The following is a 22,570-nucleotide window of genomic DNA, read 5'->3' on the forward strand; positions in this document are numbered from 1 at the left end:
TCAGCTCATCTCGGCCGGCGTGAAGCGGATATCCATGACGCGCCACTGCTGATAGCGGTCACGCGGCAGATCGAAGGGCGCACACTTCGTCACCGCCGTCACCGCAGCGCGCATCACGGCAGGCCCGTCCGCGGAAGCGCTGGCTTCAATCAGACTCGGCTCGGCCGTGACGCGTCCATCGATATTGAGCTGCACGCGGAGCACGACATGCGCGCGCGAGGCCGAGGACACTTTCGGATCGAGCCGCCAGCAGCTCTTCAGCTTAGCCTTGAAATTCGAAATCTGATCACCGGTCAGATCGACCTGCTCCGACGCCTTCGCGTCGAAGTCTGTGTTGTTGGCGAAGCGCGAGCCGTAGCGCAACTGCGTCGCGATCTCTTCGAAGCGGCTCGCACGCGGCGGCGTGTTGTCGGCGCTCTGCTGCGCCTCGGTCTGTTGCTGCGGAGGCTGTTGCTGCTGCTGCTGAGGAGGTTGCTGTTGTGGCGGCGCTTGCTGTTGGGGCTGCTGCTGCGTCTGTTGCTCCGGTCGCTGCTGCGCTTGAGCATTCGTCTGCGGCTGTGCCGGAGTTTGCGCTGCGGATGCGCTCTGCTGAGGCGGCGGTGAATTTGCGCTGCTCGGAGCCGCTGCGGTCCCAGTGCTCGGCAGAATGCTTTCTTCGGCCTTTTCTTGTCGCTTCTCCTCCGGCGGCGGCTCCGGAAGCTTGGCCTCCTCCGGAGTCACCACGTCGACTTCGATAGCCGGCTCAGGCGTCGACGCATATGGCTTCGGGTTCGACAAAAACAGCATGACGCCCGCCAGCAGCGCGGCGTGAAGTCCAACCGAAAAGCCAATATGCGTTAAGCCGCTGCGCATTCCGACGCCTGTTGCCCCGGCCAAGCCTTACCAGGAATCGCACGCCTCGACGAGCGCGAGGTTGAAAATTACCATCAGGATGAAACCAATACCGTCGCGGCGCGTTGTCAGCCCATCAAATCCACACGGGGCTATTCATGTCGATCCTGATCAGCATTCTGATTACATTCCTGGTTATCTTCCTAGTTCTCTATCTCATCAACATGCTGCCGCTCGACGGCCGCGCGAAGCAGATCGCGCGCGTCATCGTCATCATCATCGGCATCATTTCGCTGCTGAAATATCTCGCAGTCTTCTAAAGGCCGGCGTTTAGAGGCCTAACGCCTAGAGACCTGGCAACGACGGCTGACCGCCGTCGAAATGCACACCTTCCATCGCTAACAGCTTCTGCTTGGTGACGACTCCGCCATAGGCCGAGAAGCCACCGAGCTTGGCGCCTGCCGCCAATACGCGATGACACGGGATGATGATGGGCAGCGGGTTGCTGCCCATCGCCTGCCCGACCGCCTGCGCGCCATCGGCAACGCCGGCGCGTCTGGCAATCTCACCGTAGGTCGCGGTCTCACCCCACGGCAGCGCGCGCGCCTCCGCATAAACGCGTTCGAAGAACTCAGAGACGCGCGGCAGCGCGATCTCGGCTTCGTCGAACGCGATGCGCTCGCCCTCGAAGTATCGCTGCAGCTTCGAAATCGTGCGCGCAATCGCGGGCGATGGTTCGCTTGGCGCGTCAGCCCCGGTGCGCGATTGCAGCCGTCGTTCGGTCACCGCCCGATCATGCTCCGGCAACCGAAAACGCGTGATGCGCTCGCCCATCCAGGCGAGGCCGCAGGCTCCGATCGCTGTCTCGACGATGGTGTAATGCCCGGTCTGCATGATCGGAATTTAGCAAGACGGAGCAGCAGGCTCCACCCGTTTCCTGAATCAAATTGGCAGCAGCCGTCAGTCCCCGCCGAAGCGCGGGACCATGCGGAGCAGCAGGTTATCCTTGTCAACGAAGGTATGCTTCAGCGCCGCACCGACATGCGCGACGATCATCGCCATCAGGAGATAGCCGAGCCAGCGGTGCGCGGTCTGCATCCCCTGCCAGGCCTGCACCGAGTCGGCGAAAACGCCCCGGATAGGGATGAACCCGAAGATCGTCGCGGTTTTCGTCGCGTCGTCCCAGCGATAGAGGTCCGGCAGATCGCCGATGCCCCAGAACGGCAGCGGAAACTGCACCGCGTCGTTGAACACCCACCCACTGACCGGCAGCGCCAGCAGCATCACGTAAAGCCCGAAGTGCAATAGATGCGCGGCAGCCTTCTGGATCAGCGGCATATGCGACGGCAACGGCGGCGCCTTATGGGTCAGCCGCCAAAAGATGCGCAGCACCGTCAGCAGCAGCACGGTCAAACCGAGCGACTTGTGAAACGTGTAGAGCGCCATCTTGAGGTCGTGTTGCGGCTCGCCGAGCCGCGTCATCCACCATCCCATCCCAATCAGCACGAAGATGGCGAGCACCGTCAGCCAGTGCAGAATGGCCGCGACGGCCGTGTATCGGTAGGACGGCTCGGTCATCGATGTGGCTCCCTGAAGACCCTACGCCTGCCGCGCCGGATGGTTTCGGGCCTGCGACAACCGGACTTTGCGGCTCCGCTCCAGGAAACCAAAGGACTTCTTTCGCGTATCCCCATGGAGCGTTGAATAGGTTAGACTGGACGCACGATGAATCTCGATCGCCGCACCCTCTTGGCTCTGCTGGCCGCCACCGCCGCCCCGCTCGCCCCTGCCAGCGCGCAGGACGTATCGCGTTCGGCATTCGCTTTCTCCTTCACGGGCCTCGACGGCCAGCCGATCCGGCTGTCCGAGCATGCCGGCAAGCCGATCCTCGTCGTCAACACGGCTTCGCTCTGCGGCTTCACCCCGCAGTACCGCGGGCTCGAAGAGGTCTGGCAGCGCTACAAGGACCGCGGCCTGCTGATCGTCGGCGTCCCGTCGAACGATTTCGGCGGCCAGGAGCCCGGCAGCGACGCCGATATCAATCACACGGCGCATGCCCACGGCGTCACCTTCCCGGTCGCTCACAAGGCGGTGATCCGCGGATCGTCCCCGCACCCGTTCTATCGCTGGGCCGCGGCCGAGCGCCCGCTCGAGCCGCCGCGCTGGAACTTCCATAAGTATCTGATCGGCCGCGACGGCAAGATTGTCGGCTCTTTCCCGTCTGCCATCGAGCCGAACGATCCGCGCATTCTCGGCGCGATCGAGAAGCAGCTAGCGCCGGCGGTTGTTTCGCAGTGACCCGGGTTGTCTCGCAGTGACGGTGCGGCCTCCGCAGCGCTATCAGCCGAAGCCCGAAAGCGTCTCCGCCGCGCTCGACTACGAGATCGCGCAGGAAAAGGCATCGACCCTCGGCCGCATGGGCCGCCAGCTAGAGGCCGCCATCGCGGCACTCGCCGCCTTCGACGCCGAGCAACCGGCCGAACTCACCGACGAGCGTAAAGCCCAGCGCCGCCGCCTCGTCGCCGAAGCCGGCTCCGCGCTCTGGCATTTCGTCGTCCAGCGCGAGGCGCTCGGCCTCCGCGACTCGGCGCGGCTGCTCCGCGACTACAAAGTCCCGAATGAAGTGCGCGACCGCATGGGCGCTTTCCCGCCGCGCTGACTTTGCGCATACTGCCGGCAACAAAAGCCGGAGGAAACCATGAGCGTTGGACTACTCGACCACTTCAACGTGCGTACGCGAAAATTCCCGGAAACCGTCCAGTTCTATGAGCACGTCCTCGGCCTCGAAAAAGGCCCGCGTCCGAATTTCGCTTTCCCGGGCGCCTGGATGTATTCGGAAGGCCGCGCGGTCGTACACCTCGTCGACATCTCGGCGACGCAGGAAGCCCAGAAGCCGGACTCCGGCGTCGTCCATCACGTCGCTTTCGTCAGCGACGGCTTCAAAGCGATGAAGGACCGGCTCAGCGCGAAGAAAGTCGAGTTCAAAGATGTTGCCGTCCCGGGCAACGAACTCTGGCAGATTTTCATCACGGACCCGAACGGCGTCGTGATCGAGCTCAACTACGACACCGCGAAGGAAGGGCTGTAGCGCTCCAGTAGCCCGCATGAGCGAGACCGCGCTTTTTGCGCGGACCGAGCGACATCCGGAGCCCACGTTGCGCCTACCCCCGGATGTCGCGAGCGGCGCATCTGCGCCGCCCACTCATCCGGGCTACAAGCGACCTACCGCCGATCAACTGAGAACCGGCCGCTGCCGTTCGCAATCAGCATCAGCAACGCGCCCATGACGGCAAGGTTCTTCAGCGCCATGATGCGCTGCAGGTTCACGGCATCGCCCGACAGCGCCCAGAAGTTATGGAAGTAGTAGGTCGCGATCGCCGTGAAGACGAGCAGCGCAAGCGCCGCATAGCGCGTCTTGAAGCCGACCAGAACCATCACGCCGCCGACCAGTTCGACGATCGCAACCACCCACGCGAGCACGGTCGGCTGCGGCAATCCCTTGCTGGTGATCGCCGCCACGGTGCGCTCGATGGCCATCAGCTTCCCCCACCCCGAATGGATGAACATGATGGGGATCAGGGCGCGGCCGATAGCGTAAAGCAGGTCGTTCATGGCGGATTCTCCTTATGGTGAGCCGCCCATAGCGCGCAAAAACTTGCCGCACAATCGCACCGCTGCAACACTCACAGAAGCTTGACGCGGAACACCGCAGTAATGTCACGCGTTGACGCGATGATCACGCGAACCCCCCGGCCGGGAAGGAACCCCATGCAAACGTCACGTCGCACCATGATCACGGGTCTCGCCGCCATCACTTTAGCCCCGACGCTGTCGCGCTTCGCTTTCGCGCAGGCACCAACCGGGCCGTTCAGGCTCGACCCGCTGCCCTACGCCAACGACGCGCTCGCGCCGCACATCGACGCGAAGACGATGGAGCTGCATCACGATCGTCACCACGCCGCTTACGTCGGCAATCTTAATACCGCGCTGAAGGACCACGGCGAGCTTGCGAAAGAACCGCTGCAGAGCATCTTGGCGAAGATTCAGCAGGTTCCGGAAGCCGTCCGCACCGCCATCCGCAACAACGGCGGCGGGCACGCCAACCACACGATGTTCTGGCAGATCATGGGACCGGGCGGCGGCAAGCCGGCCGGCGAACTCGCGCAGGCGATCGACCGCGATCTCGGCGGCCTCGAGAAGATGCAGAACGACTTCAACGCCGCCGGCGGCCGCGTCTTCGGCTCGGGCTGGGTCTTCGTCACCGTCGCGAAGGACGGAAAGCTGGCGCTTGAATCGAAGCCCAACCAGGACACGCCGCTGATGGACAGCAAGCACGTCCTCTTCGGCAACGACGTCTGGGAGCACGCTTACTACCTGACCTACCAGAACCGCCGCCCGGATTATCTCAAAGCCTGGTGGAACGTCGTCAACTGGAACAAGGTCGGCGAGCGTTACGCCGCCGCCAAAGCCGGCAAGCTCGAGATCTGACGCAGGCATCGGCGTTTGAAATCTTGGCCCTGATCTTGCCTAATCTTACCTCCGAGTCGCCCGGCTGCGGTCGGGCGGTCGTCGTGGAGGCATTATGAAAGCGCTCTTCATTGGTCAGACCTATATCGACATCACATTCCTGGCCGACAGTTTCCCAACCGGCGACGACAAGGCCGTCGCGAGAGACTACGCAGTCTCCTTCGGCGGCAACGCGGTATCCGCCGCCTTTTGCTGCGCAAAGCTCGGGGTCGTGCCCGATCTGCTGACGTCGATGGCGGACGATTGGCTGTCGCGCATGTTTCTCGACATGGCGTTGAAATACAAAATCTCTGTTCACGGCCGAAAGGTGCGCGAGTCCTCGCTCTCGTTCGTCATGCCGCGTGAAGGCAAACGCGCGATCCTGCGCTGCCGCGACGATCAGTATCTTCACCCCGTCCCGCCGCTCGATCTTAGTGGCTGCGGCGCGCTGCATGTCGACGGCCACCAGTCGGACGCCGCCTTGCACTACGCAAAGCTTTGCCGTGAGCGCGGTATTCTGACGTCGCTCGACGGTGGCGGCGTGCGCGCGAACACCGAAGAACTGCTCGAATTCATTGACGTTGCGATCTGCTCGGAGCGCATGTGCGAACAGCTCCACCTGACGCCCGAAGGCATGTGCCACATGCTGCAGAACAAGGGCGTGAAGGTCGGTGGCGTGACGCTCGGCTCGGAAGGGCTGATCTGGTACGACGGCAGCGGCATCATCCGCCGCATGCCCTCGCTCTCGGTGCCGAAGTCCCAGGTGATCGACACCAACGGCGCCGGCGATATCTTCCACGGCGCTTACGTCTATTCGTATCTCGCGCAGCCGAAGAAACCGTGGAGCGAGCACTTCCTGCTCGCGCGCGCAGCGTCCGCACATTCGGTGCGCTTCCTTGGCATCGAGGACTCGTTGCCGAGCTTCGAAGACGTCGAAAACGCTCAACGTTCGTTCAAGGAAGCCGCTTGAGCTAGCCCGGCGGGCGTGCCTGGAAGCGCCCGCCCTCTGTCACCAACTCCGGATGCAGCCGCCCTTCGCGCCCATTGAGCTGATCGCTGATCGACAGCGCCTCGCCCTGCGTTAGCTCCATGAGCTCGCGCCGATTGAGTTTGGCGATCCGCGCCTTGCGGACATCCCACACCATCCAGCATCCGGACGGGTCTTCAAAGCAGTCGTAGCGGTCCCGCTTCATGCAAGTGCCATCCCCTCAGTCCCGAACACGATGTGCGTCCAAGTGCGAGCTGTATTGGCAAACGTCTGTCTGATAATAAGCCGCAGAATATCGCATCGCGGGCTTTTCAAGAAGCGTGAAGTCTCGGACACTTGTCCAAAATCCACCAATAATAACGCGGGGACATATGCTGCGAAGTGCCGCCATCGCCAAAGCTATCGCATTGGCCCTGCTCTGCTTTTGCGGCCCGGCATCGGCCCAAGCGCCGCTCAAAATCTTCGACGCGCATCTGCATTATAACTGGGAGCCGAAACCTTATTTTCAGCTCGACCAAGTTCTCGAACTCTTCCGCCGCAACGGCGTCGCCGGAATTCTCGCAACCAGCCGGCCGAACGACGGCACCCGCGCCTTGGTCGATGCCAAGCCGCCGGGGCTCTGGGTCGTCCCCTTCATCCGCCCCTACCGCACGCGGCCCGACATCCAGACCTGGTTTAACGAACCGGCGATCTTCGAGCTGGTGCAGGAGGAATACAAACGCGGTTACTACAAAGGCATCGGCGAATTCCACATCTACGGAAAGACCGCAGGCACCGAATGGGTGAAGAAGATCGTCAATTTCGCGGTCGAGCACGATCTCTATCTGCATGCGCATTGCGATGAGGAAGCGCTCTTGATCCTGTTCGGACATAACCCGCGCGCGAAAATCATCTGGGCGCATACAGGCTTCACGACGTCCCCGCAGCGCGTCGAGCAATTGCTCAAAGACTATCCGGCGCTGACGGGCGAACTCTCGTATCGCAGCGGCATCACGGAAGGCGGCGGCAAGATCTCCAGCGCATGGCGAGATCTCTTCGCCCGCAACTCGAAGCGCTTCCTTATTGGTTCGGACACGTGGGTCAACGAGCGCTGGGCGAGCTACGATAATCTCATGAAGGAATATCGCGCGTGGCTCGCGCAGATCCCGCGCGATCAAGCCGAGAACATCGCATATCGCAACGCCGAGACGATGTTCGGCGGAAAGCTCACCGACTGATGCGTGTCTTCTTCGGGTCGTTGGCCGGCTTGATCACCGCAGCACTGTGGTTCGCAGTGCTGAGTAGCATCGGCGAGATGATCTTCGTGGCCTACAATATCGCAATGACGTCGATGGTTTTGTCGTTCGGTCAGATCGTCCTGATCATTGCTTTGTTCACTGCCACGCTGGCCGGCGGTGTTGTGGCCAATGCAATCGGAGAACGATGGTGGCTCGCGATCGTCGTAGCGGGCTTCGTCATCACGGCGGCCACGATCATCACCTTACTGACGCCAAACCCGACATGGCTGAGCCTCGCCGGTGTTGCCGCCCCGCTCATCGCGGCCGAGATCGCCAACCGCGCGACCCGTGCCTGGACCCGCTAGCCCAGGCACGCACCGCAAACGTTACGATGCGCTGACGACGCGCCCTGCGACGACACGCATCGGCAATTCGCCCTGGCGCTCCTCGACCAACGCAGAGGCTTCAACCGCCGCAATCGCCGTCATGTTCACGATGCCGCGCGGCGTCACCGACGGCGTCAGGATATGCGCGGGCCGCTTCGGACCGATCAGGATCGGGCCGACCGGCAACGCATCGCCGAGCGCCTTGACGAGCTGATACGAGATATTCGCCGCATCGAGGTTCGGCATGATCAGCACGTTGGCCTCGCCTTTCATGCGCGAATGCGGGAAGACCCTCTCGCGGATAACCGGGTTGAGCGCCGCGTCGCCGTGCATTTCGCCTTCGACTTCGAGATCCGGGTGACTTTCCATCAGCAGCGCGAGCGCTTTGCGCATCTTCTGCGACGATGGGCTGTCGTAGCTTCCGAAGTTCGAATGCGACACCAGTGCGATCTTCGGCGTCAATCCGAAGCGGCGGACGTGCGCTGCCGCAAGCACTGCCATCTCGGCAATCTCTTCGGCATTCGGATCGACCGCGACCTGCGTGTCGCTCATGAAAAACGCGCCCTTGCCGGTGATTACCAGCGAGAGCGCTGCGAAGTGGCGCACACCTGGCGCAAGACCGATCACATGCTCGATCTGCTTGAGGTGCCGCATGTAGCGCCCTTCGACGCCGCAGATCATCGCATCGACCTCGCCGCGCCGGAGAGCGAGCGCCGCGATCACGGTGTTCTCGGTGCGCACGATGGTGCGTGCCGCATCCGGCGTGATGCCGTAACGTCCCGCGCATTCGAGATAAGCGTGAACGTATTCGCGGAAACGCGGATCGTCGTCTGGGTTGACGAGATCGAAGTCTTTGCCGGGGCGAATTGAGAGGCCATAGCGCTCCAGCCGCTGCTCGATGACACCCGGACGCCCAACGAGCGTCGGGCGCGCCAGCTTCTCCTCGACAACAACCTGCGTCGCGCGCAGCACGCGCTCGTCTTCGCCCTCGGCATAAATGATACGCCGCTGCGACTCGCGAGCGCGCGAGAAGATCGGCTTCATCAGCGTGCCGGAGCGGAACACGAAACGCTCCAGCCGTTCGACGTAAGTCGAGAAGTCTCCGATCGGACGCTTGGCGACGCCGGAGTCGATTGCCGCTTTCGCGACGGCCGGCGCGATACGCAAAATGAGGCGCGGATCGAACGGGTTCGGAATCAGCGATCCGGTGCCGAACGTGACGGCTTTGCCGCCGTAAGCGCGCGACGCGACGTCGGATGGCGGCTCGCGCGCAAGACCCGCGATTGCATCCACGGCCGCAAGCTTCATCGCTTCGTTGATCGTCGTCGCCGCGACATCGAGCGCGCCGCGGAAGATGAACGGGAAGCAGAGGACGTTGTTGACCTGGTTTGGGAAGTCCGAACGGCCCGTGCAGATCAGCGCGTCCGGGCGCACCGCGAGCGCCTCGTCCGGCATGATTTCCGGATACGGATTGGCGAGCGCCATGATCAGCGGATGCGGCGCCATCTTTTTCAGGAACTCGGGCTTGAGCACGCCGCCGGCCGACAGGCCGAGGAAAATGTCCGCGCCTTCGATCGCTTCGGCGAGCGTGCGCTTGTCGGTCTTCTGCGCGTAGATCTCCTTCCAGCGATCCATCAGCGAATTGCGGCCTTCGTAAACGAGGCCCTCGATATCCGTGACCCAAATGTTTTCGCGGCTAGCGCCGAGCGAGACGAGAAGATTGAGACATGCGAGCGCAGCAGCGCCTGCGCCCGACGTCACGATCTTGACCTTCGACAAATCTTTCTTGCCGAGGAACATCGCGTTGCGCACCGCGGCCGCAACGATGATGGCGGTGCCATGTTGATCGTCGTGGAAGACCGGGATCTTCATGCGCTCTTTGAGCCGCGCCTCGATTTCGAAACACTCCGGCGCCTTGATGTCTTCGAGGTTGATGCCGCCGAACGTCGGCTCCAATGCCGAGACGACGTCGACGACGCGATCGATCTCCAGCGCATCGATCTCAATGTCGAACACATCGATGCCGGCGAATTTCTTGAAGAGGACAGCCTTGCCTTCCATCACGGGCTTCGATGCCAGCGGGCCGATATTGCCGAGGCCGAGCACAGCCGTGCCATTCGATATGACCGCGACGAGGTTCTGCCGGATCGTCAGATCGGCGGCCTGAAGGGGATCAGCCGCAATGGCTTCGCAAGCGACAGCAACGCCCGGCGTATAAGCCAAGCCAAGATCATGTTGAGTAACGAGCGGCTTGGTCGCTTGAATCTCAAGCTTTCCGGGCCGCGGCGAGCGATGATAAGCCAAAGCATTGGCTTTAAGGTCGTCTGAAATCGATGCCATGAGCGAATCCCCTGGGCGCCAAATGATTGGGCTCCCAACCGGAGAATTTCCCGTGGCGCTATCTCAGTCAACCCAATATCGTGCCGGATTAGCGGGTTGATGACGCTGGACTATCTTTCGGTTGCACTGCAACCAACGCCTCACCCGCACGAGTTGAGAACGGCGCTCCCCGCGCCTTAATCCTGCCCTCTGCGCCACAGTACGTTCCGCCACCTCTATCCGGAGCTTCCCGCATGAAATCCTTCGCAGCCGCGTTGGCGCTAACCGTGTTGGTTGGCGCAATGGCACCTGCCGGCGCCCAACCGCAGATCAACATTCAAACCGGCGCCACCGATTTTCGCGACGTCACGCTCGGTAGTCCCGCGACCGGCACGGTGACGATCGGACGCATCGCCCTCACCGGCTTTACAACGCAAGGCGACAACGCACGCGCGTCGCGCGCCGAGTTGCAGAACATCGTGATCACGATCGGCACATCGCGCACCGAAGTGCCGAGCATCGTGATGACAGACGTCTCGGCACCCGCAAGCCTCTTCCAAGCACTCACCAAAGGGAATGCGGTTCCGAATTTGCCCGACTTGCTGCGTGCAACAACGATTGCAGATATCCAAATCGCATCGGCAAAACTCCGCGATCCCGGATCGAAATCCGAAGCCGAATATTCCGACTTCAGCCTGAAGTCGCTCGCCAACGGCATCGCGCAATCGGCGCGCCTCGCGCGCAGCGTCTCGCAAGCGGTCGCACCGACCGGCGAAGCCGTCACCACCACGATGGGTGAAACGGTTTACGGCAAGACCGACATCGCCGAGCTGGTTCGCTTCGTCACCGGCGGCGGCAGCGGCGAAGCAAAGTCGCTGGTTGATCGCATGACGATCGCAAGCTTCACCGTGAAGATGCCGCAGGTCGAGATCGATTTCGGCAAGGTCGAGATCGCCGGCGTCTATGGCCGCGCGCCCGCGACCGCGATGCCGATTGCCGAGATCCAAGCCCTCACCGGCGCAATGCCGGGCGGCACCGGACCGCAAGGGCAGAAGCTTGCCGCTTACTATCGCGAAGTGCTGCAGACCTTCCGTGTCGAACGCTATGCCTTCATTGGCGCTAAGGTGAAATCCGATCTCGGCGTTGCCGAACTCGGCACCATCGCGATGGAGAATTTTTCAGGCCAGAGCCTCGGCCGCTTCTCGATCGCAGGCGCCGGCGTCGCGCTGCCGACCGGCCCCATCCGTCTCGGCGAATTCGAAATCAAAGGCTTCAACTGGAAGAAGCTCCTCGACTTCGGTCTCGAGATCGCATCGACCGGCAAAGAGCCGGACGTGACGCCCGATCAGATCATGGCGCTGATCCCGTCGCTCGATGCGCTCCGCTTTGCAAATTTGACCGCCGGCACACCATTCGGCCCGATGTCGCTCGGCGAGATGCGCATCGAAGTGCCGGCCGGCCCGCGCGGCACGCCGGAGCAGCTCGCTTGGTCGATCAAGGCGCTGAAGGCGGACGTCTCGAAACTCCCGCCGGACGTTCCCCTCGCCGACGAGATCAAGGCACTCGGCTATAGCGAATTGACAGCAAACGCCGACGTGAAGGTTCGCTACATCGCGGCAGAGAAAGCCGCCGTGATCGAAGTGCCGAAATTCGAAATCAGCGATGTCGGCGCGATCGATCTCTCGGCGCGCGTGACCAACATCGGTCCGGGCGGCGTCGACGATCTCGACGAAGCGCCTGTCGAGCAACTCACGCTCGGCATCACGGACGGCGGCCTCGGCAATCGCGTGTTCCGCGCGTTCGCCAGCGGCGCCGGCATTTCGCCGGAAGCGATGCGTGCTGCCGCCGCGATCGAACTCAAGAACCAGGCGACTGCGTTGTTCGGCCCGGCGCTGACGCCAGGCTCAGCGCAAGCGGTCGAAGAGTTCATCAAGAGCGGTGAGCGCTTGGTGCTGACGATCAAGCCAAAACCGGGCGCAGCGCCCGTCAAGCTCGGCGAGATATCGGAGCCGACGCCCGAAGTCGTCAGCCGCATCACGGTGACGATCGCCCGCCCCGGCCGGCTCAACATCATGGACCAGATGCGCCGGCCTTAACCGCCAAACAGCAAGCGCATCGGCTTCCACGGCCGGATGAGCAGGTGATACGCCGCAAGCGAGATCGCGATCGTTCCGGTCGCGATCACCACCACCTTCGAAGCCACCGGCATTGCCATCGGGATCAGCCACAGCCCAAGCCACAACAACGGCACGTGGTGGATGATGAACACCGGCAGCGTCGCCTGCCGGAAATAGCGCAGCACTGGCGTGTCGGCCGGTGCATGCAGGGCCGCGAAACCGATCGACGCCGCGCTCACGCTCCAAGCCGTGATGCCCATGAATATGCGGCCCGGCGTCGACGGCCCGTTGAACCAAATTCCGCACAGCCCGACGACCGCAAAGCCGACGAACCACCAGCGCTGCCCGCGCATCGTCTCTTCGAACCCGGGCCATGCCGCAAGCATCGCGCCGATCGCAAAGCACAGCGTGAAGTAGATGAGGTTCGAGACATCGCCGATGAGGTTCGGAAAATACGGCCAGTATCCGTTCGTCAGCGCGAGATAGATCGGGAGCACCAGCAGCGGCACGAACACGAGGAAAGCGCTTGGTCGGTGCATCAGCGGCGTGCGTTCCGCCAACCGCTTCAGCACAGCCGCGAACGGCACGGACATCAAGAAAAGGTAGAGCAAGAACCAGAGATGCGACCACGTGATCTGGTTTGCCCGCCGCAGGTTGCGTGGGAAGAACTCGAAGAACGTGTCGCCGAGCGGCGTCCGGTAGGCAAACCCAGACAACGACAACGCCCGCCCCTGCCGCAACTCGATATATTTGATGATCGACCCGAACAGAACCGTGCCGACAATGAACGGCACGAGTAGCCTTCGGCTACGCTCTTTCGCGAATGTCGCGACATCCCGCGTGCGCAGAGAACTCAACGCCGCATAGCCCGCGATGATGAAGAACAGCGGCATCGACGTGCCGCGCAACGCATCCATCAGAAACGTCGCGAGATGCGACGTCTCCTTGGATTTCAGATGATACGTCTCCTCGAACGAGAAGATGATCAACGCATGCAGCACGATCACGGCCGTGCATGCGAAGATCCGCAGCACGTCCAAATCGGTGCGCGATCTGAACGACGACTGCATCGACCTCTTTTTATTTTTTCTCTGGCAAGTTCAGCCGGATGTGTAGCTCGCGCAGCTGCTTCGGCGCAACCTCGGACGGCGCTCCCATCAACAGATCCAGCGCCTGCTGATTCATCGGGAAGATCGAGATCTCGCGTAGGTTCGTCACGCCGCAGAGCAGCATCACGATGCGGTCGATGCCGGCCGCCATGCCGCCGTGCGGCGGAGCGCCGTATTGGAACGCGCGATACATGCCGCCGAAGCGATCGATCACTTCCTGCTCGCCGTAGCCTGCGATCTCGAAAGCCTTCACCATCGCTTCCGGGCGATGATTACGAATGCCGCCCGACGCGATCTCGTAGCCGTTGCACGTGATGTCGTACTGGAACGCTTTGATCTCCAGCGGCGGCGTCCCGTTGAGCGCGTCGAGACCGCCCTGCGGCATCGAGAACGGATTATGCGAGAAGTCGACCTTCTTGTCGTCCTCGTTGTACTCGTACATCGGGAAGTCGACGATCCACGCGAGCGCGTAGCGATCCTTGTCGACGAGGTTCAGCTCTTCGCCGACCTTGGTGCGCGCAAGACCCGCAAACTTCCAGAACTTCGACGGATCACCCGCGACGAAGAACGCCGCATCGCCATCCGCGACGCCGATCTGCGCGCGGATCGCGGCGGTGCGCTCCGGCCCGATGTTGTTGGCGAGCGGGCCTGCGCCCTCGCCGCCTTCGCGCCACATGATGTAGCCGAGACCCGGCTGACCTTCGCCCTGCGCCCACGAATTCATGCGATCGCAGAATGCGCGCGAGCCGCCGCCCTTGGCGGGGATCGCCCACACCTGGTTCTTCGGGTCTTCGAGCATGCGCGCGAACACTTTGAAGTTCGAGCCGCGGAAATGCTCCGAGACGTCCTGCATCTCGATCGGATTGCGCAGGTCCGGCTTGTCGGTGCCGTATTTGCGCAGCGACTCCGCAAACGGAATGCGCGGAAATTGCTGCGTCACCGGCTTGCCGTCGGCAAAGTCTTCGAACACTCCGCGGATCACCGGCTCGACGGCCGCGAACACGTCGTCCTGCGTCACGAAGCTCATCTCGAGGTCGAGCTGATAGAATTCGCCCGGCAGACGGTCGGCGCGCGGGTCCTCATCGCGGAAGCACGGCGCGATCTGGAAGTAGCGATCGAAGCCGCTCATCATGATGAGCTGCTTGTACTGCTGCGGCGCTTGCGGCAGCGCGTAGAATTTGCCCGGATGAATGCGCGACGGCACCAGGAAGTCGCGCGCGCCTTCCGGCGACGATGCGGTGAGGATGGGCGTCTGGAACTCGAAGAAGCCGCCATCCTTCATGCGGCGGCGGATCGAGTCGACGATCTGCCCGCGCTTCATGATGTTGTTGTGGAGCTTCTCGCGGCGCAGATCGAGGAAGCGATACTTGAGCCGCGTCTCTTCCGGATATTCCTGATCGCCGAACACCGGCATCGGCAGCTCCGCCGCCGGGCCGAGCACTTCGATCTCGGAGACGTAAACCTCGACCGCACCGGTCGGCAGCTCGGAATTCGCGGTTCCGTCCGGACGCGCACGCACCTTGCCGTCCATGCGCACGACCCATTCGGCACGCAGCGTCTCGGCCAGCTTGAACGCCGGCGAATCCGGATCGACGACGCATTGCGTCAGCCCGTAGTGATCGCGCAGGTCGATGAAGAGCACGCCGCCATGATCGCGGATGCGGTGGCACCAGCCGGAAATGCGCGCTTCGGCGCCGATATTGTCTTTGCGCAAAGCGCCGCAGGTATGCGTCCGGTAACGGTGCATTGGAACTCTCGAATTCGCCCTTTGAGGGAATGCGGCCGGAAGGTGCATGTACCCCCCGCTTTGTCAAGGATTCGGCCGTCCGAACCTAGACGCTGGTAGCAAGAAGTAGTAACCAGTCGGAATGGCAAATGTGTCAAAAGTCAGCGTCGCGCTCACCGGCGAACAGCTCTCCGCAATGAAGGCTGCGGTCGATCGCGGCGAGTACGCGACGACGAGCGAGATCGTTCGCGAGGCCCTCCGCGATTGGCAGCTCAAGCGTCAGCTGCAGCAAGACGAAGTCGACCACTTGCGTCGTCTTTGGGATGCTGGCGTCGCCAGCGGGTCGGCCGGCAAGGTGGACTTCGCAGAGGTCCGCGCTGCTGTGCGCGCTAAACTGAAAGGGTCTAAGCCATCGTAATTGCGCGCGGCAGAGCGCCATCTACTGGTTGCCAATTTTTCGCAGCGTCTCAGCGCGGCGTGCCGCAAACCGGCGCTCGACCTCTTCGCTTTCGAGAACCAAGCCGGCGTCAGCAGATGCCAGCGCCTTGTCGACCTCTTGCCGAAACCAGGCGTCATAGTCGCCTGCTTCCGCCTGCCCCTTTACAGAATCTCGCATAACCGTAACTGCGCTCCACCTAGTTAGCTGGCCACCTGCACCATCAACGTCGGCACCCCGCACGTCCCATCACGAACCGTGAAAACATGCGTTCCCGGCTTACGGCCGCGGCGAACCTCCGAGACATCGACACCGGCCGCTTTCAGCCGCGCTTGCGCCGCCGCCGCGTCGGCGACCCGCCACGACAAGCCCCACAGCTTGTCCGGCCCATCCCCGGCCTCGCCGAGCCTGTGAATGATCTCGACCACGAGATCGCCGCAACGGAAGAACATGAGGCGCGAGCCCCACTCCGCGCTCGTCCGGTCGAGCCGCATGTCGAGGCCGAGCCGCGCGCCGTAGAGCGCGGCCGCGCGCTCCGGTGCCGGCGTCTGCACCACGACATGATCGAGCCCCGTAATCGCCCCTTGCGCTGTCTCGGCCGAAACCTGACGCTCCGCTTCGCGTTCGAGAAAAAACAACCGCACGCCGTGCCCGGCTTTCGTCGCCGCACGCGTGCGCCGCCACGACAGCGACGCGCCGCTGATCGCATCCACGGCCGAACTCTCCACCACATCCTCCGGCTCGAGCCCGAGCCGCGTGAGACGCCGATGCATCTGCGCGACATCGCCGACACGGAACACGAGACTCGCGAGCCCCTCGCCCGCCGTATCGAGCGCGGCCTTCACGGCACCTTCGCCGAGCGGCGCCATCACCTCGAGCGACATGTTGCCGAGCGTGAACATCAGCGTTTCAGCATCGGCGGACTTCGTGCGCCAAGACGGCGCGCGGCCGAACAAAGTCGTGTAGGCATGCTCCGCCGCCGCAAGATCGCGGACGATGAGGACGATGTGGTCGAGGCCCGTGATGTTTGACATGCTCGTCTCGTAGACCAAACTGCCCGAACAAGAAAAGTAGGAAACGCCGATGCCGAGAATGACGACCGCCGAGGCCACCGTCGCGACGCTGATCGCGCATAGCCTCGACACGATGTACTGCTTGCCCGGCATCCACAACGATCATCTGTTCGATGCGCTGTTCAACGCGCAGGACAAAATCCGCACCATCTGGGCGCGGCACGAACAAGGCGCCGCCTACATGGCGCTCGGTGCCGAACTCGCCACCGGCAAGCCGCAGGCCTATACGGTCGTGCCCGGCCCGGGCATGCTCAATACCAGCGCGGCGCTCCTCAACGCTTACTCGATGAACGCGCAGGTGCTCGCCATCATCGGGCAAATTCCGGCGCGCGATATCGGCCGCGGCTTCGGCCATCTGCACGAGCTGCGCGATCAATCCGGCATTCTGCAGCGTCTCGCCGATCATCACGCGCACATCAAGGCGCCTCACGAAGCGGCCGGGATGGTCGCGAACGCCTTCGCGGCGATGCGCAGCGGACGCCCCGGCCCTGCCGCGCTCGAATGCGCGATCGACGTGTGGGGCAAGCCGGGCGAAACGCGAGCGATCCCGCAGCCGATCGATACCGCAACACCGGTCGACGACGACGCGATCCTCGCCGCCGCGAAAGCGCTCGGCGCCGCGAAGCGGCCGATGATCATCTGCGGCGGCGGCGCGCAGGACGCGAGCGCCGAAGTCACCGCGCTCTCCAAGATGCTGCAGGCGCCGGTGCTCGGCTATCGGCGCGGGCGCGGCGTGCTCGACAGCCGCAATCCGCTGAGCATCACGGTGCCGCTCGCGCACGAACTATGGGCGGAGACCGACGTCGTTCTCGCGGTCGGCACGCGCATGCATATGCAGTTATCGATGTGGGGGGCGGATCGCTCGATGACGATCATCCGCGTCGACGCCGATCCGGACGAGCCGGACCGTTACCAGCGCGCCAACATCGCGCTCGTCGGGCAAACCGTTCCGCAACTCCGCGCACTCATCGATGCGCTCCCGGCGCACAACACAAAACGTGCATCGCGTCACGACGACATGACGCAGCGCCAAGCGAAATGGCGCAGCACGCTGACCTCGAAGCTTGCGCCGCAAGCAGCGTTTATCGAAGCGATCCGCGCCGAACTTCCCGAAGACGGCATCTTCGTCGACGAGGTGACGCAGATCGGTTTCGTCTCGCGCCTGCTGCTGCCGGTCTACAAGCCGCGCACATTCATCTCGCCCGGCTTCCAGGACAATCTCGGCTGGGGCTTCGCCACCGCACTCGGCGTGCAGGACGCGCGGCGCGACGTGCCGGTCGTCTCGATCTCCGGCGATGGCGGCTTCCTCTACACTGCCAACGAAATGGCGACCGCGATGCGCCATCGCATACCGCTCGTCAGCATCGTCTTCGCCGACGGCGCATTCGGCAACGTGCGCCGCATTCAGGAAGAGCAATACGGCAATCGCCTGATCGCGAGCGATTTGCACAATCCGGACTTCGTCAAATTCGCCGAAAGTTTCGGCGCTGCGGCCGAGCGCGTCCGCACGCCCGAGGAATTGCGCGGCGCATTGAAGCGCGGCTTCGCGCGGCGCGACGGCCCGACGCTGATCGAAGTCCCGGTCGGCCCGATGCCGAGCCCGTGGGAGTTCATCATGCGCGGCCGCGTGCGAAAGTAACGGGTGAGGAAACACGCAACGCCGATGTGATGCGGCCGCATGGCCGCTGCCCCAACGGCGGCGTTGACAGCGCAAACATGCGCGGTAGCCTTTCCGCGAAAAGCCGCCGTCAGCGCGGCAGAATTTGCGGGAGAAAAACATGCCGATCGAAATCCGTCCGCTCACCAAATCCATCGGAGGCGAAGTCTCCGGTATCGATCTGCGGCAGCCCATGTCGAAGGAAGATGTCGCCGCTCTCGAGCGCGGCCTCGATCAATACGCCGTGCTCGTCTTCCACAAGCAAGACATCACCGACGATCAGCAGATGGCCTTCGCACTCAACTTCGGCAAGAAGGAAGAGGCGCGCGGCGGCAACGTCACCAAGCCGGGCGAGGAACGCCTGAGCTCCGGCGTCGTCGACGTCTCGAACCTCACCAAAGACGGCAAGCCGCTCGACGCCAACAGCCGCCAGCATCTCTTCAATCTCGGCAACTGCCTGTGGCACTCGGACTCGTCGTTCCGGCCGATCCCGGCGAAATACTCGATGCTCTCCTGCCGCACGCTCAACACCAAAGGCGGCAACACCGAATTCGCCGACATGCGCGCCGCCTACGACGATCTCGATGCGGAAGCGAAAGCCGAGATCGAAGACATGGTCTGCGAACATTCGCTGATGTATTCGCGCGGCTCGCTTGGCTTCCTCGACTACACGGACGACGAGAAGAAGATGTTCCACCCGGTGCTGCAGCGCCTCGTGCGCACCCACCCGGTCAGCAAGCGCAAATCGCTGTACCTATCGTCCCACGCCGGCCAAATCCTCGGCATGAACATGCCGCACGCCCGCGTCTTCCTGCGTGACCTCAACGAGCACGCGACCCAGCCGAAATACGTCTACGTCCACAAATGGGCGCTGCACGACCTCGTCATCTGGGATAATCGCCAGACCATGCACCGTGTCCGGCTGTACGATCAAAGCCAGCCCCGCGACATGCGCCGGGCGACCATCGCGGGCGACACCCCGACCATCGAACAACCTGTGGCTGCGGAGTAATTAGAGCGAATTATCAATAGCTTGTCGTGGCCGGAAAGGTTAATCCTATCCGACCGCGACAATTGCGCACGACTCCGTTATTCAGGCGAGACATGGAGCCAATCACTTCCAACGAATTCCTGGCCGAAGCTTGTAAGCGTCTCGCCGACCACCCGTTCATCACGGTCGACACCGAGTTCCTGCGAGAGACGACCTATTATCCGAAACTCTGCGTCGTGCAGCTGGCGTCGGCGGACGAGGCTGTCGTCATCGACACGCTCGCGCCGGACATCGACCTCACCCCGTTCTTCGAGTTGATGAAGAACGAGAAGGTGCTGAAGGTCTTCCACGCCGCCCGCCAGGACATCGAAATCGTCTGGCATCGCGGCGGCTTCGTCCCCAAACCGATCTTCGACACCCAGGTCGCCGCCATGGTCCTCGGCTACGGCGATTCGATCTCTTACGATCAGCTTGTGCAGCGCATCACGGGCGATGCGCTCGACAAATCGCATCGCTTCACCGACTGGTCGCGCCGCCCGCTGACCCCTGAGCAAATCAAATACGCGATCTCCGACGTCACGCATCTGCGCGATGTTTATCAAGCGCTCGCCGCCGACTTGGAAAAGCGCGGCCGCAGCGATTGGGTCGGCGAAGAGATGGAGGTGCTCACCTCCCCGGAGACTTATCGGGCCGATCCGGAAAAAGCTTGGGAGCGCTTGAAGTCGCGCGTGCGCAAGCCGCGCGAGATCGCGGCGCTGATGGAACTCGCCGCTTGGCGCGAGCGCGAGGCTCAGTCGCGCGACGTGCCGCGCAGCCGCGTCCTCAAGGACGAAGTGCTCGCCGACATTGCCGTGCATGCGCCGTCGACGCCGGAGCGCCTGATGAATCTGCGCTCGGTGCCGAAAGGCTTCGAGCGTTCGAAGTGGGGACAGGACGTCATCGACGCGATCAAGCGCGGGCTCGAGCGCGATCCGAAGACACTGCCGCGCATCGAGCGCACGCGCGGCACCGCGCAAGGCGCCGCGACCGTCGAGCTACTCAAAGTCCTGCTGCGCATGACGGCGGAAAAGAACGGCGTCGCCGCGAAAGTCATCGCGACCGTCGACGATCTCGAACGCATCGCGGAAGAGAGCGATGCGGACGTTGGCGCGCTCAAGGGCTGGCGACGCGAACTGTTCGGCGAGAAAGCGCTCGCGCTGAAAGAAGGCCGTCTCGCGCTGGCGATCGAGAAAGGCCGCGTCCGCGCCATCGAGCGCTGACGGGGCCAATGCGCTATCCGTAGCCCGGATGAGCGGCGCGCAGCGCTGCGACATCCGGGATCAACCTCCATCGCAAACTCAGTACCCCGGATATCGCTCGGCTCGCGCTCCGCGCTGTGCCTCACTCATCCGGGCTACGAACTACGGCAACCGCAACGCCTGCACCCGGCGGTTCGTTGCCCGCCCCTGCTCCGTCGCATTGTCGGCGATCGGCTCGTTCATGCCCTTGCCGTCGACCAGCAGCGCGCGCGGGTCGGCGCCCTTCGACACCAGCCAATTCCGCACCGACTCGGCACGGCGATACGACAGGTCAAGATTGTATTGCGGCGTGCCGACCGCATCGGTGTGACCGACGAGCGCCAACCGAACACCCGGCGTTTCGCGGATAGCGGCGAGCAACTCCATCAGCGTATCGGCCGCCGACAATTCGAGGTCCGCCGAGTTGAAGCGGAATTGAATGTAGAGATCGACCTGCCCACGCTCACGCAAGCTCTGCTGCACATTCTGCTGCACGGGAGCTGCCGTCGCGCGCGGCGGCGGCGGTGGCGGCGCTTGCTGGATCGGCTGTCCGTCGAAGCGGAAGCTCGACGCATAGGGCCCGAAGTTGGACGACGAGATGTTGTTGCGCGTCATCCCTGGATAACGCTGCTGACCCGGCGCCGGCACGACCGTGACGGGACCACCATTCGGCCCGACGTAACCGGCGTGACGCGCCGCGCGGCAGACGCCCGAGTCGCCCGTGTAGATATCCGAACCCCACACCGAGCCGAGCGTCGTCGCCTGGGCGCTGCAGGTGCACGGCAGCGGATCGAGCTCGTCCTTGAACGCCGCAAAATTATCAGGGCATTCCTGCGGGCCGGTCCTCTCCGGCCCCGGGCCGAAACGGAACGTGTTGTCGTAGGGGCCGTAGTTGTTCGACGCGATGCCGTTGCGCGTCAGGCCATAGAAGAAGCGCCGCGCCGGCAGCGGAATAACGACGATGTCGCCGCCGCGCGCCGTGATCGCACCGGCATGCTGTGCCGCGCGGCACAGCCCGGAATCGGCCGTATAGACGTTGGTTCCCCACACCGAACCGATGCGTGTCTGCTCGGCCGTGCACGTGCAGGCGACCGGATCGGTCGTCCCCGCATAGGTCGCGAAATTATCCGGGCACTGACCGGCATTCACCGGCGCGCCGGGCTGTGGCGGCGGAGCTGCCGGAGCAGCGGGTGCCGCCGGAGCCTGCGCCATAGGCGCGCCACCCGCCGGACCGACTTGGTACGAGAATGCGAACTCGCCGAAATTCGACGACGCAATGCTGTTGCGCGTCGTACCCGGATAGCGCTGCTGTCCCGGCGCGGGTGTCACCGTGATCATACCGCCGGCCGGCGGGATCGCGCCGGCATGGCGCGCGGCACGGCAGATCGCCGAGTCGCCCGTATACGGACCCGAGCCCCAGACGGAGCCCTGCGTCGCCGCATAGCCGCTGCACGAACACGTCAGCGGGTCGACCTCTTCCTTGTACGCGCCGAAATCATCCGGGCATTCGAACGGCCCTTCCTTCTCGGGACCAGGCCCAAAGCGGAAGCTCGAATCGTACGGCCCGTAATTCGACGACGCGATGCCGCGGCGCGTCACGCCCGGAAAGAAGCGGCGTGCCGGCATCGGAATAACGGTGACTTCGCCGCCACGCGGCGTGATCGCGCCGGCATGCTGCGCCGCGCGGCAGATCGCCGAATCGCCCGTGTAGACATCCATGCCCCACACGGAACCGGCGCGCGTCTGCTCGGCCGTGCACGAGCACACAAGCGGATCGGTGGTGCCGGAAAACGCCGCGAAATTATCGGGACATTGTGAAGACTGCGCGCGCGCAGCCGGAACAGCGGACAGCAATGCGACGACAATCGCAGCAACTCTGAGCATGGAGATTCCTCGACGACGCGACAGCGCGCGTTTTTGGACCATGCCCTTGAGAT

General features: G+C 63.3%; 24 protein-coding genes. 13 read left to right on the forward strand and 11 right to left on the reverse strand.

All coding sequences use genetic code 11. The annotated features are described in order from the left end of the window. On the reverse strand, positions 1-852 hold the full coding sequence (locus GJW30_RS17285) for a hypothetical protein (RefSeq protein WP_096357532.1): 852 nt from the start codon (positions 850-852) through the stop codon (positions 1-3). Between the two features lie 137 nt (positions 853-989). Here GJW30_RS17285 and GJW30_RS17290 point away from each other — a divergent pair, with 137 nt between their 5' ends. After that, positions 990-1,151, forward strand: a complete 162-nt coding sequence (locus GJW30_RS17290) for a Thivi_2564 family membrane protein (protein WP_096357534.1) — start codon at positions 990-992, stop codon at positions 1,149-1,151. Between the two features lie 25 nt (positions 1,152-1,176). Here GJW30_RS17290 and GJW30_RS17295 read toward each other — a convergent pair whose 3' ends face one another. Together GJW30_RS17295 and GJW30_RS17300 are read right to left on the reverse strand one after the other, a co-directional pair. Continuing rightward, a complete protein-coding gene (locus GJW30_RS17295; protein ID WP_096357536.1) occupies positions 1,177-1,725 on the reverse strand; it encodes a methylated-DNA--[protein]-cysteine S-methyltransferase in 549 nt (182 codons plus the stop codon). A 66-nt stretch (positions 1,726-1,791) separates the two neighbouring features. Then, entirely contained in the window at positions 1,792-2,409 is a 618-nt protein-coding gene (locus GJW30_RS17300; RefSeq protein WP_096357538.1) for a cytochrome b, read from the reverse strand. A gap of 147 nt (positions 2,410-2,556) precedes the next feature. Here GJW30_RS17300 and GJW30_RS17305 point away from each other — a divergent pair, with 147 nt between their 5' ends. Genes GJW30_RS17305 through GJW30_RS17315 form a run of 3 tightly spaced genes read left to right on the forward strand, consistent with a single transcriptional unit; the run spans position 2,557 to position 3,919 of the window. Next, entirely contained in the window at positions 2,557-3,129 is a 573-nt protein-coding gene (locus GJW30_RS17305) for a glutathione peroxidase (protein WP_096357540.1), read from the forward strand. Positions 3,130-3,145: 16 nt separating this feature from the next. Then, complete coding sequence (locus tag GJW30_RS17310) at positions 3,146-3,490, forward strand: DUF6665 family protein (protein WP_245408546.1); 345 nt, start codon at positions 3,146-3,148, stop codon at positions 3,488-3,490. A gap of 39 nt (positions 3,491-3,529) precedes the next feature. Then, a complete protein-coding gene (locus tag GJW30_RS17315) occupies positions 3,530-3,919 on the forward strand; it encodes a VOC family protein (protein ID WP_096357542.1) in 390 nt (129 codons plus the stop codon). Between the two features lie 134 nt (positions 3,920-4,053). On the opposite strand, the gene GJW30_RS17320 is transcribed toward GJW30_RS17315, so the two are convergent. Further along, positions 4,054-4,443, reverse strand: coding sequence for a DoxX family protein (locus GJW30_RS17320; RefSeq protein WP_096357544.1), 390 nt, complete (start codon positions 4,441-4,443; stop codon positions 4,054-4,056). Positions 4,444-4,599: 156 nt separating this feature from the next. Here GJW30_RS17320 and GJW30_RS17325 point away from each other — a divergent pair, with 156 nt between their 5' ends. Continuing rightward, on the forward strand, positions 4,600-5,319 hold the full coding sequence (locus GJW30_RS17325; protein WP_096357546.1) for a superoxide dismutase: 720 nt from the start codon (positions 4,600-4,602) through the stop codon (positions 5,317-5,319). Between the two features lie 94 nt (positions 5,320-5,413). Further along, entirely contained in the window at positions 5,414-6,307 is an 894-nt protein-coding gene (locus GJW30_RS17330; RefSeq protein WP_096357548.1) for a sugar kinase, read from the forward strand. 1 nt (position 6,308) lies between these two features. On the opposite strand, the gene GJW30_RS17335 is transcribed toward GJW30_RS17330, so the two are convergent. Beyond that, the gene (locus GJW30_RS17335; protein WP_096357550.1) at positions 6,309-6,530 is read right to left on the reverse strand and encodes a hypothetical protein; all 222 of its coding nucleotides are present in this window, start codon (positions 6,528-6,530) and stop codon (positions 6,309-6,311) included. 166 nt (positions 6,531-6,696) lie between these two features. Here GJW30_RS17335 and GJW30_RS17340 point away from each other — a divergent pair, with 166 nt between their 5' ends. Together GJW30_RS17340 and GJW30_RS17345 are read left to right on the forward strand one after the other, a co-directional pair. Further along, positions 6,697-7,542, forward strand: coding sequence for an amidohydrolase family protein (locus GJW30_RS17340; RefSeq protein WP_096357552.1), 846 nt, complete (start codon positions 6,697-6,699; stop codon positions 7,540-7,542). Beyond that, positions 7,542-7,907 carry a hypothetical protein gene (locus GJW30_RS17345; RefSeq protein ID WP_096357554.1) on the forward strand — a complete coding sequence of 122 codons (366 nt, stop codon included), beginning with the start codon at positions 7,542-7,544 and terminating at the stop codon, positions 7,905-7,907. The genes GJW30_RS17340 and GJW30_RS17345 overlap by 1 nt, the downstream gene beginning before the upstream one ends. A 21-nt stretch (positions 7,908-7,928) precedes the next feature. Here the strand turns inward: GJW30_RS17345 and GJW30_RS17350 are convergent, their stop codons facing one another. Further along, positions 7,929-10,268, reverse strand: coding sequence for an NADP-dependent malic enzyme (locus GJW30_RS17350; protein ID WP_096357556.1), 2,340 nt, complete (start codon positions 10,266-10,268; stop codon positions 7,929-7,931). A 233-nt stretch (positions 10,269-10,501) separates the two neighbouring features. Between GJW30_RS17350 and GJW30_RS17355 the strand changes: the two genes are divergently transcribed. Then, positions 10,502-12,343 (forward strand): hypothetical protein, encoded by a 1,842-nt coding sequence (locus GJW30_RS17355; protein WP_130364565.1) that lies wholly within the window; start codon positions 10,502-10,504, stop codon positions 12,341-12,343. On the opposite strand, the gene GJW30_RS17360 is transcribed toward GJW30_RS17355, so the two are convergent. Both GJW30_RS17360 and aspS read right to left on the reverse strand, forming a co-directional pair. Then, positions 12,340-13,434, reverse strand: a complete 1,095-nt coding sequence (locus GJW30_RS17360; protein ID WP_096357560.1) for an acyltransferase family protein — start codon at positions 13,432-13,434, stop codon at positions 12,340-12,342. The genes GJW30_RS17355 and GJW30_RS17360 overlap by 4 nt on opposite strands. Positions 13,435-13,444: 10 nt before the next feature. Next, positions 13,445-15,220: an aspartate--tRNA ligase gene (gene aspS / locus GJW30_RS17365; RefSeq protein WP_096357562.1), complete on the reverse strand. Its 1,776-nt coding sequence runs from the start codon at positions 15,218-15,220 to the stop codon at positions 13,445-13,447. Between the two features lie 121 nt (positions 15,221-15,341). Between aspS and GJW30_RS17370 the strand changes: the two genes are divergently transcribed. After that, positions 15,342-15,617, forward strand: coding sequence for a ribbon-helix-helix domain-containing protein (locus GJW30_RS17370; protein WP_096357564.1), 276 nt, complete (start codon positions 15,342-15,344; stop codon positions 15,615-15,617). A 21-nt stretch (positions 15,618-15,638) separates the two neighbouring features. Here the strand turns inward: GJW30_RS17370 and GJW30_RS22750 are convergent, their stop codons facing one another. Both GJW30_RS22750 and GJW30_RS17375 read right to left on the reverse strand, forming a co-directional pair. Further along, positions 15,639-15,815, reverse strand: a complete 177-nt coding sequence (locus GJW30_RS22750; RefSeq protein ID WP_157746780.1) for a hypothetical protein — start codon at positions 15,813-15,815, stop codon at positions 15,639-15,641. Between the two features lie 23 nt (positions 15,816-15,838). Further along, entirely contained in the window at positions 15,839-16,669 is an 831-nt protein-coding gene (locus tag GJW30_RS17375) for a VOC family protein (RefSeq protein ID WP_096358895.1), read from the reverse strand. 49 nt (positions 16,670-16,718) lie between these two features. Between GJW30_RS17375 and GJW30_RS17380 the strand changes: the two genes are divergently transcribed. From GJW30_RS17380 to rnd, 3 genes are all read left to right on the forward strand, one after another. Further along, positions 16,719-18,347, forward strand: coding sequence for a thiamine pyrophosphate-dependent enzyme (locus GJW30_RS17380; protein ID WP_197703740.1), 1,629 nt, complete (start codon positions 16,719-16,721; stop codon positions 18,345-18,347). A 139-nt stretch (positions 18,348-18,486) separates the two neighbouring features. Next, the gene (locus GJW30_RS17385; protein ID WP_096357568.1) at positions 18,487-19,377 is read left to right on the forward strand and encodes a TauD/TfdA dioxygenase family protein; all 891 of its coding nucleotides are present in this window, start codon (positions 18,487-18,489) and stop codon (positions 19,375-19,377) included. 92 nt (positions 19,378-19,469) lie between these two features. Next, positions 19,470-20,615: a ribonuclease D gene (rnd, locus tag GJW30_RS17390; RefSeq protein ID WP_096357570.1), complete on the forward strand. Its 1,146-nt coding sequence runs from the start codon at positions 19,470-19,472 to the stop codon at positions 20,613-20,615. Between the two features lie 141 nt (positions 20,616-20,756). Here the strand turns inward: rnd and GJW30_RS17395 are convergent, their stop codons facing one another. Continuing rightward, positions 20,757-22,517, reverse strand: a complete 1,761-nt coding sequence (locus tag GJW30_RS17395) for an LCCL domain-containing protein (protein WP_165391582.1) — start codon at positions 22,515-22,517, stop codon at positions 20,757-20,759. Between the last annotated feature and the right edge of the window lie 53 nt (positions 22,518-22,570).

Source organism: Variibacter gotjawalensis, assembly GCF_002355335.1.
In the GTDB taxonomy this organism is placed as follows: Bacteria; Pseudomonadota; Alphaproteobacteria; order Rhizobiales; family Xanthobacteraceae; genus Variibacter; species Variibacter gotjawalensis.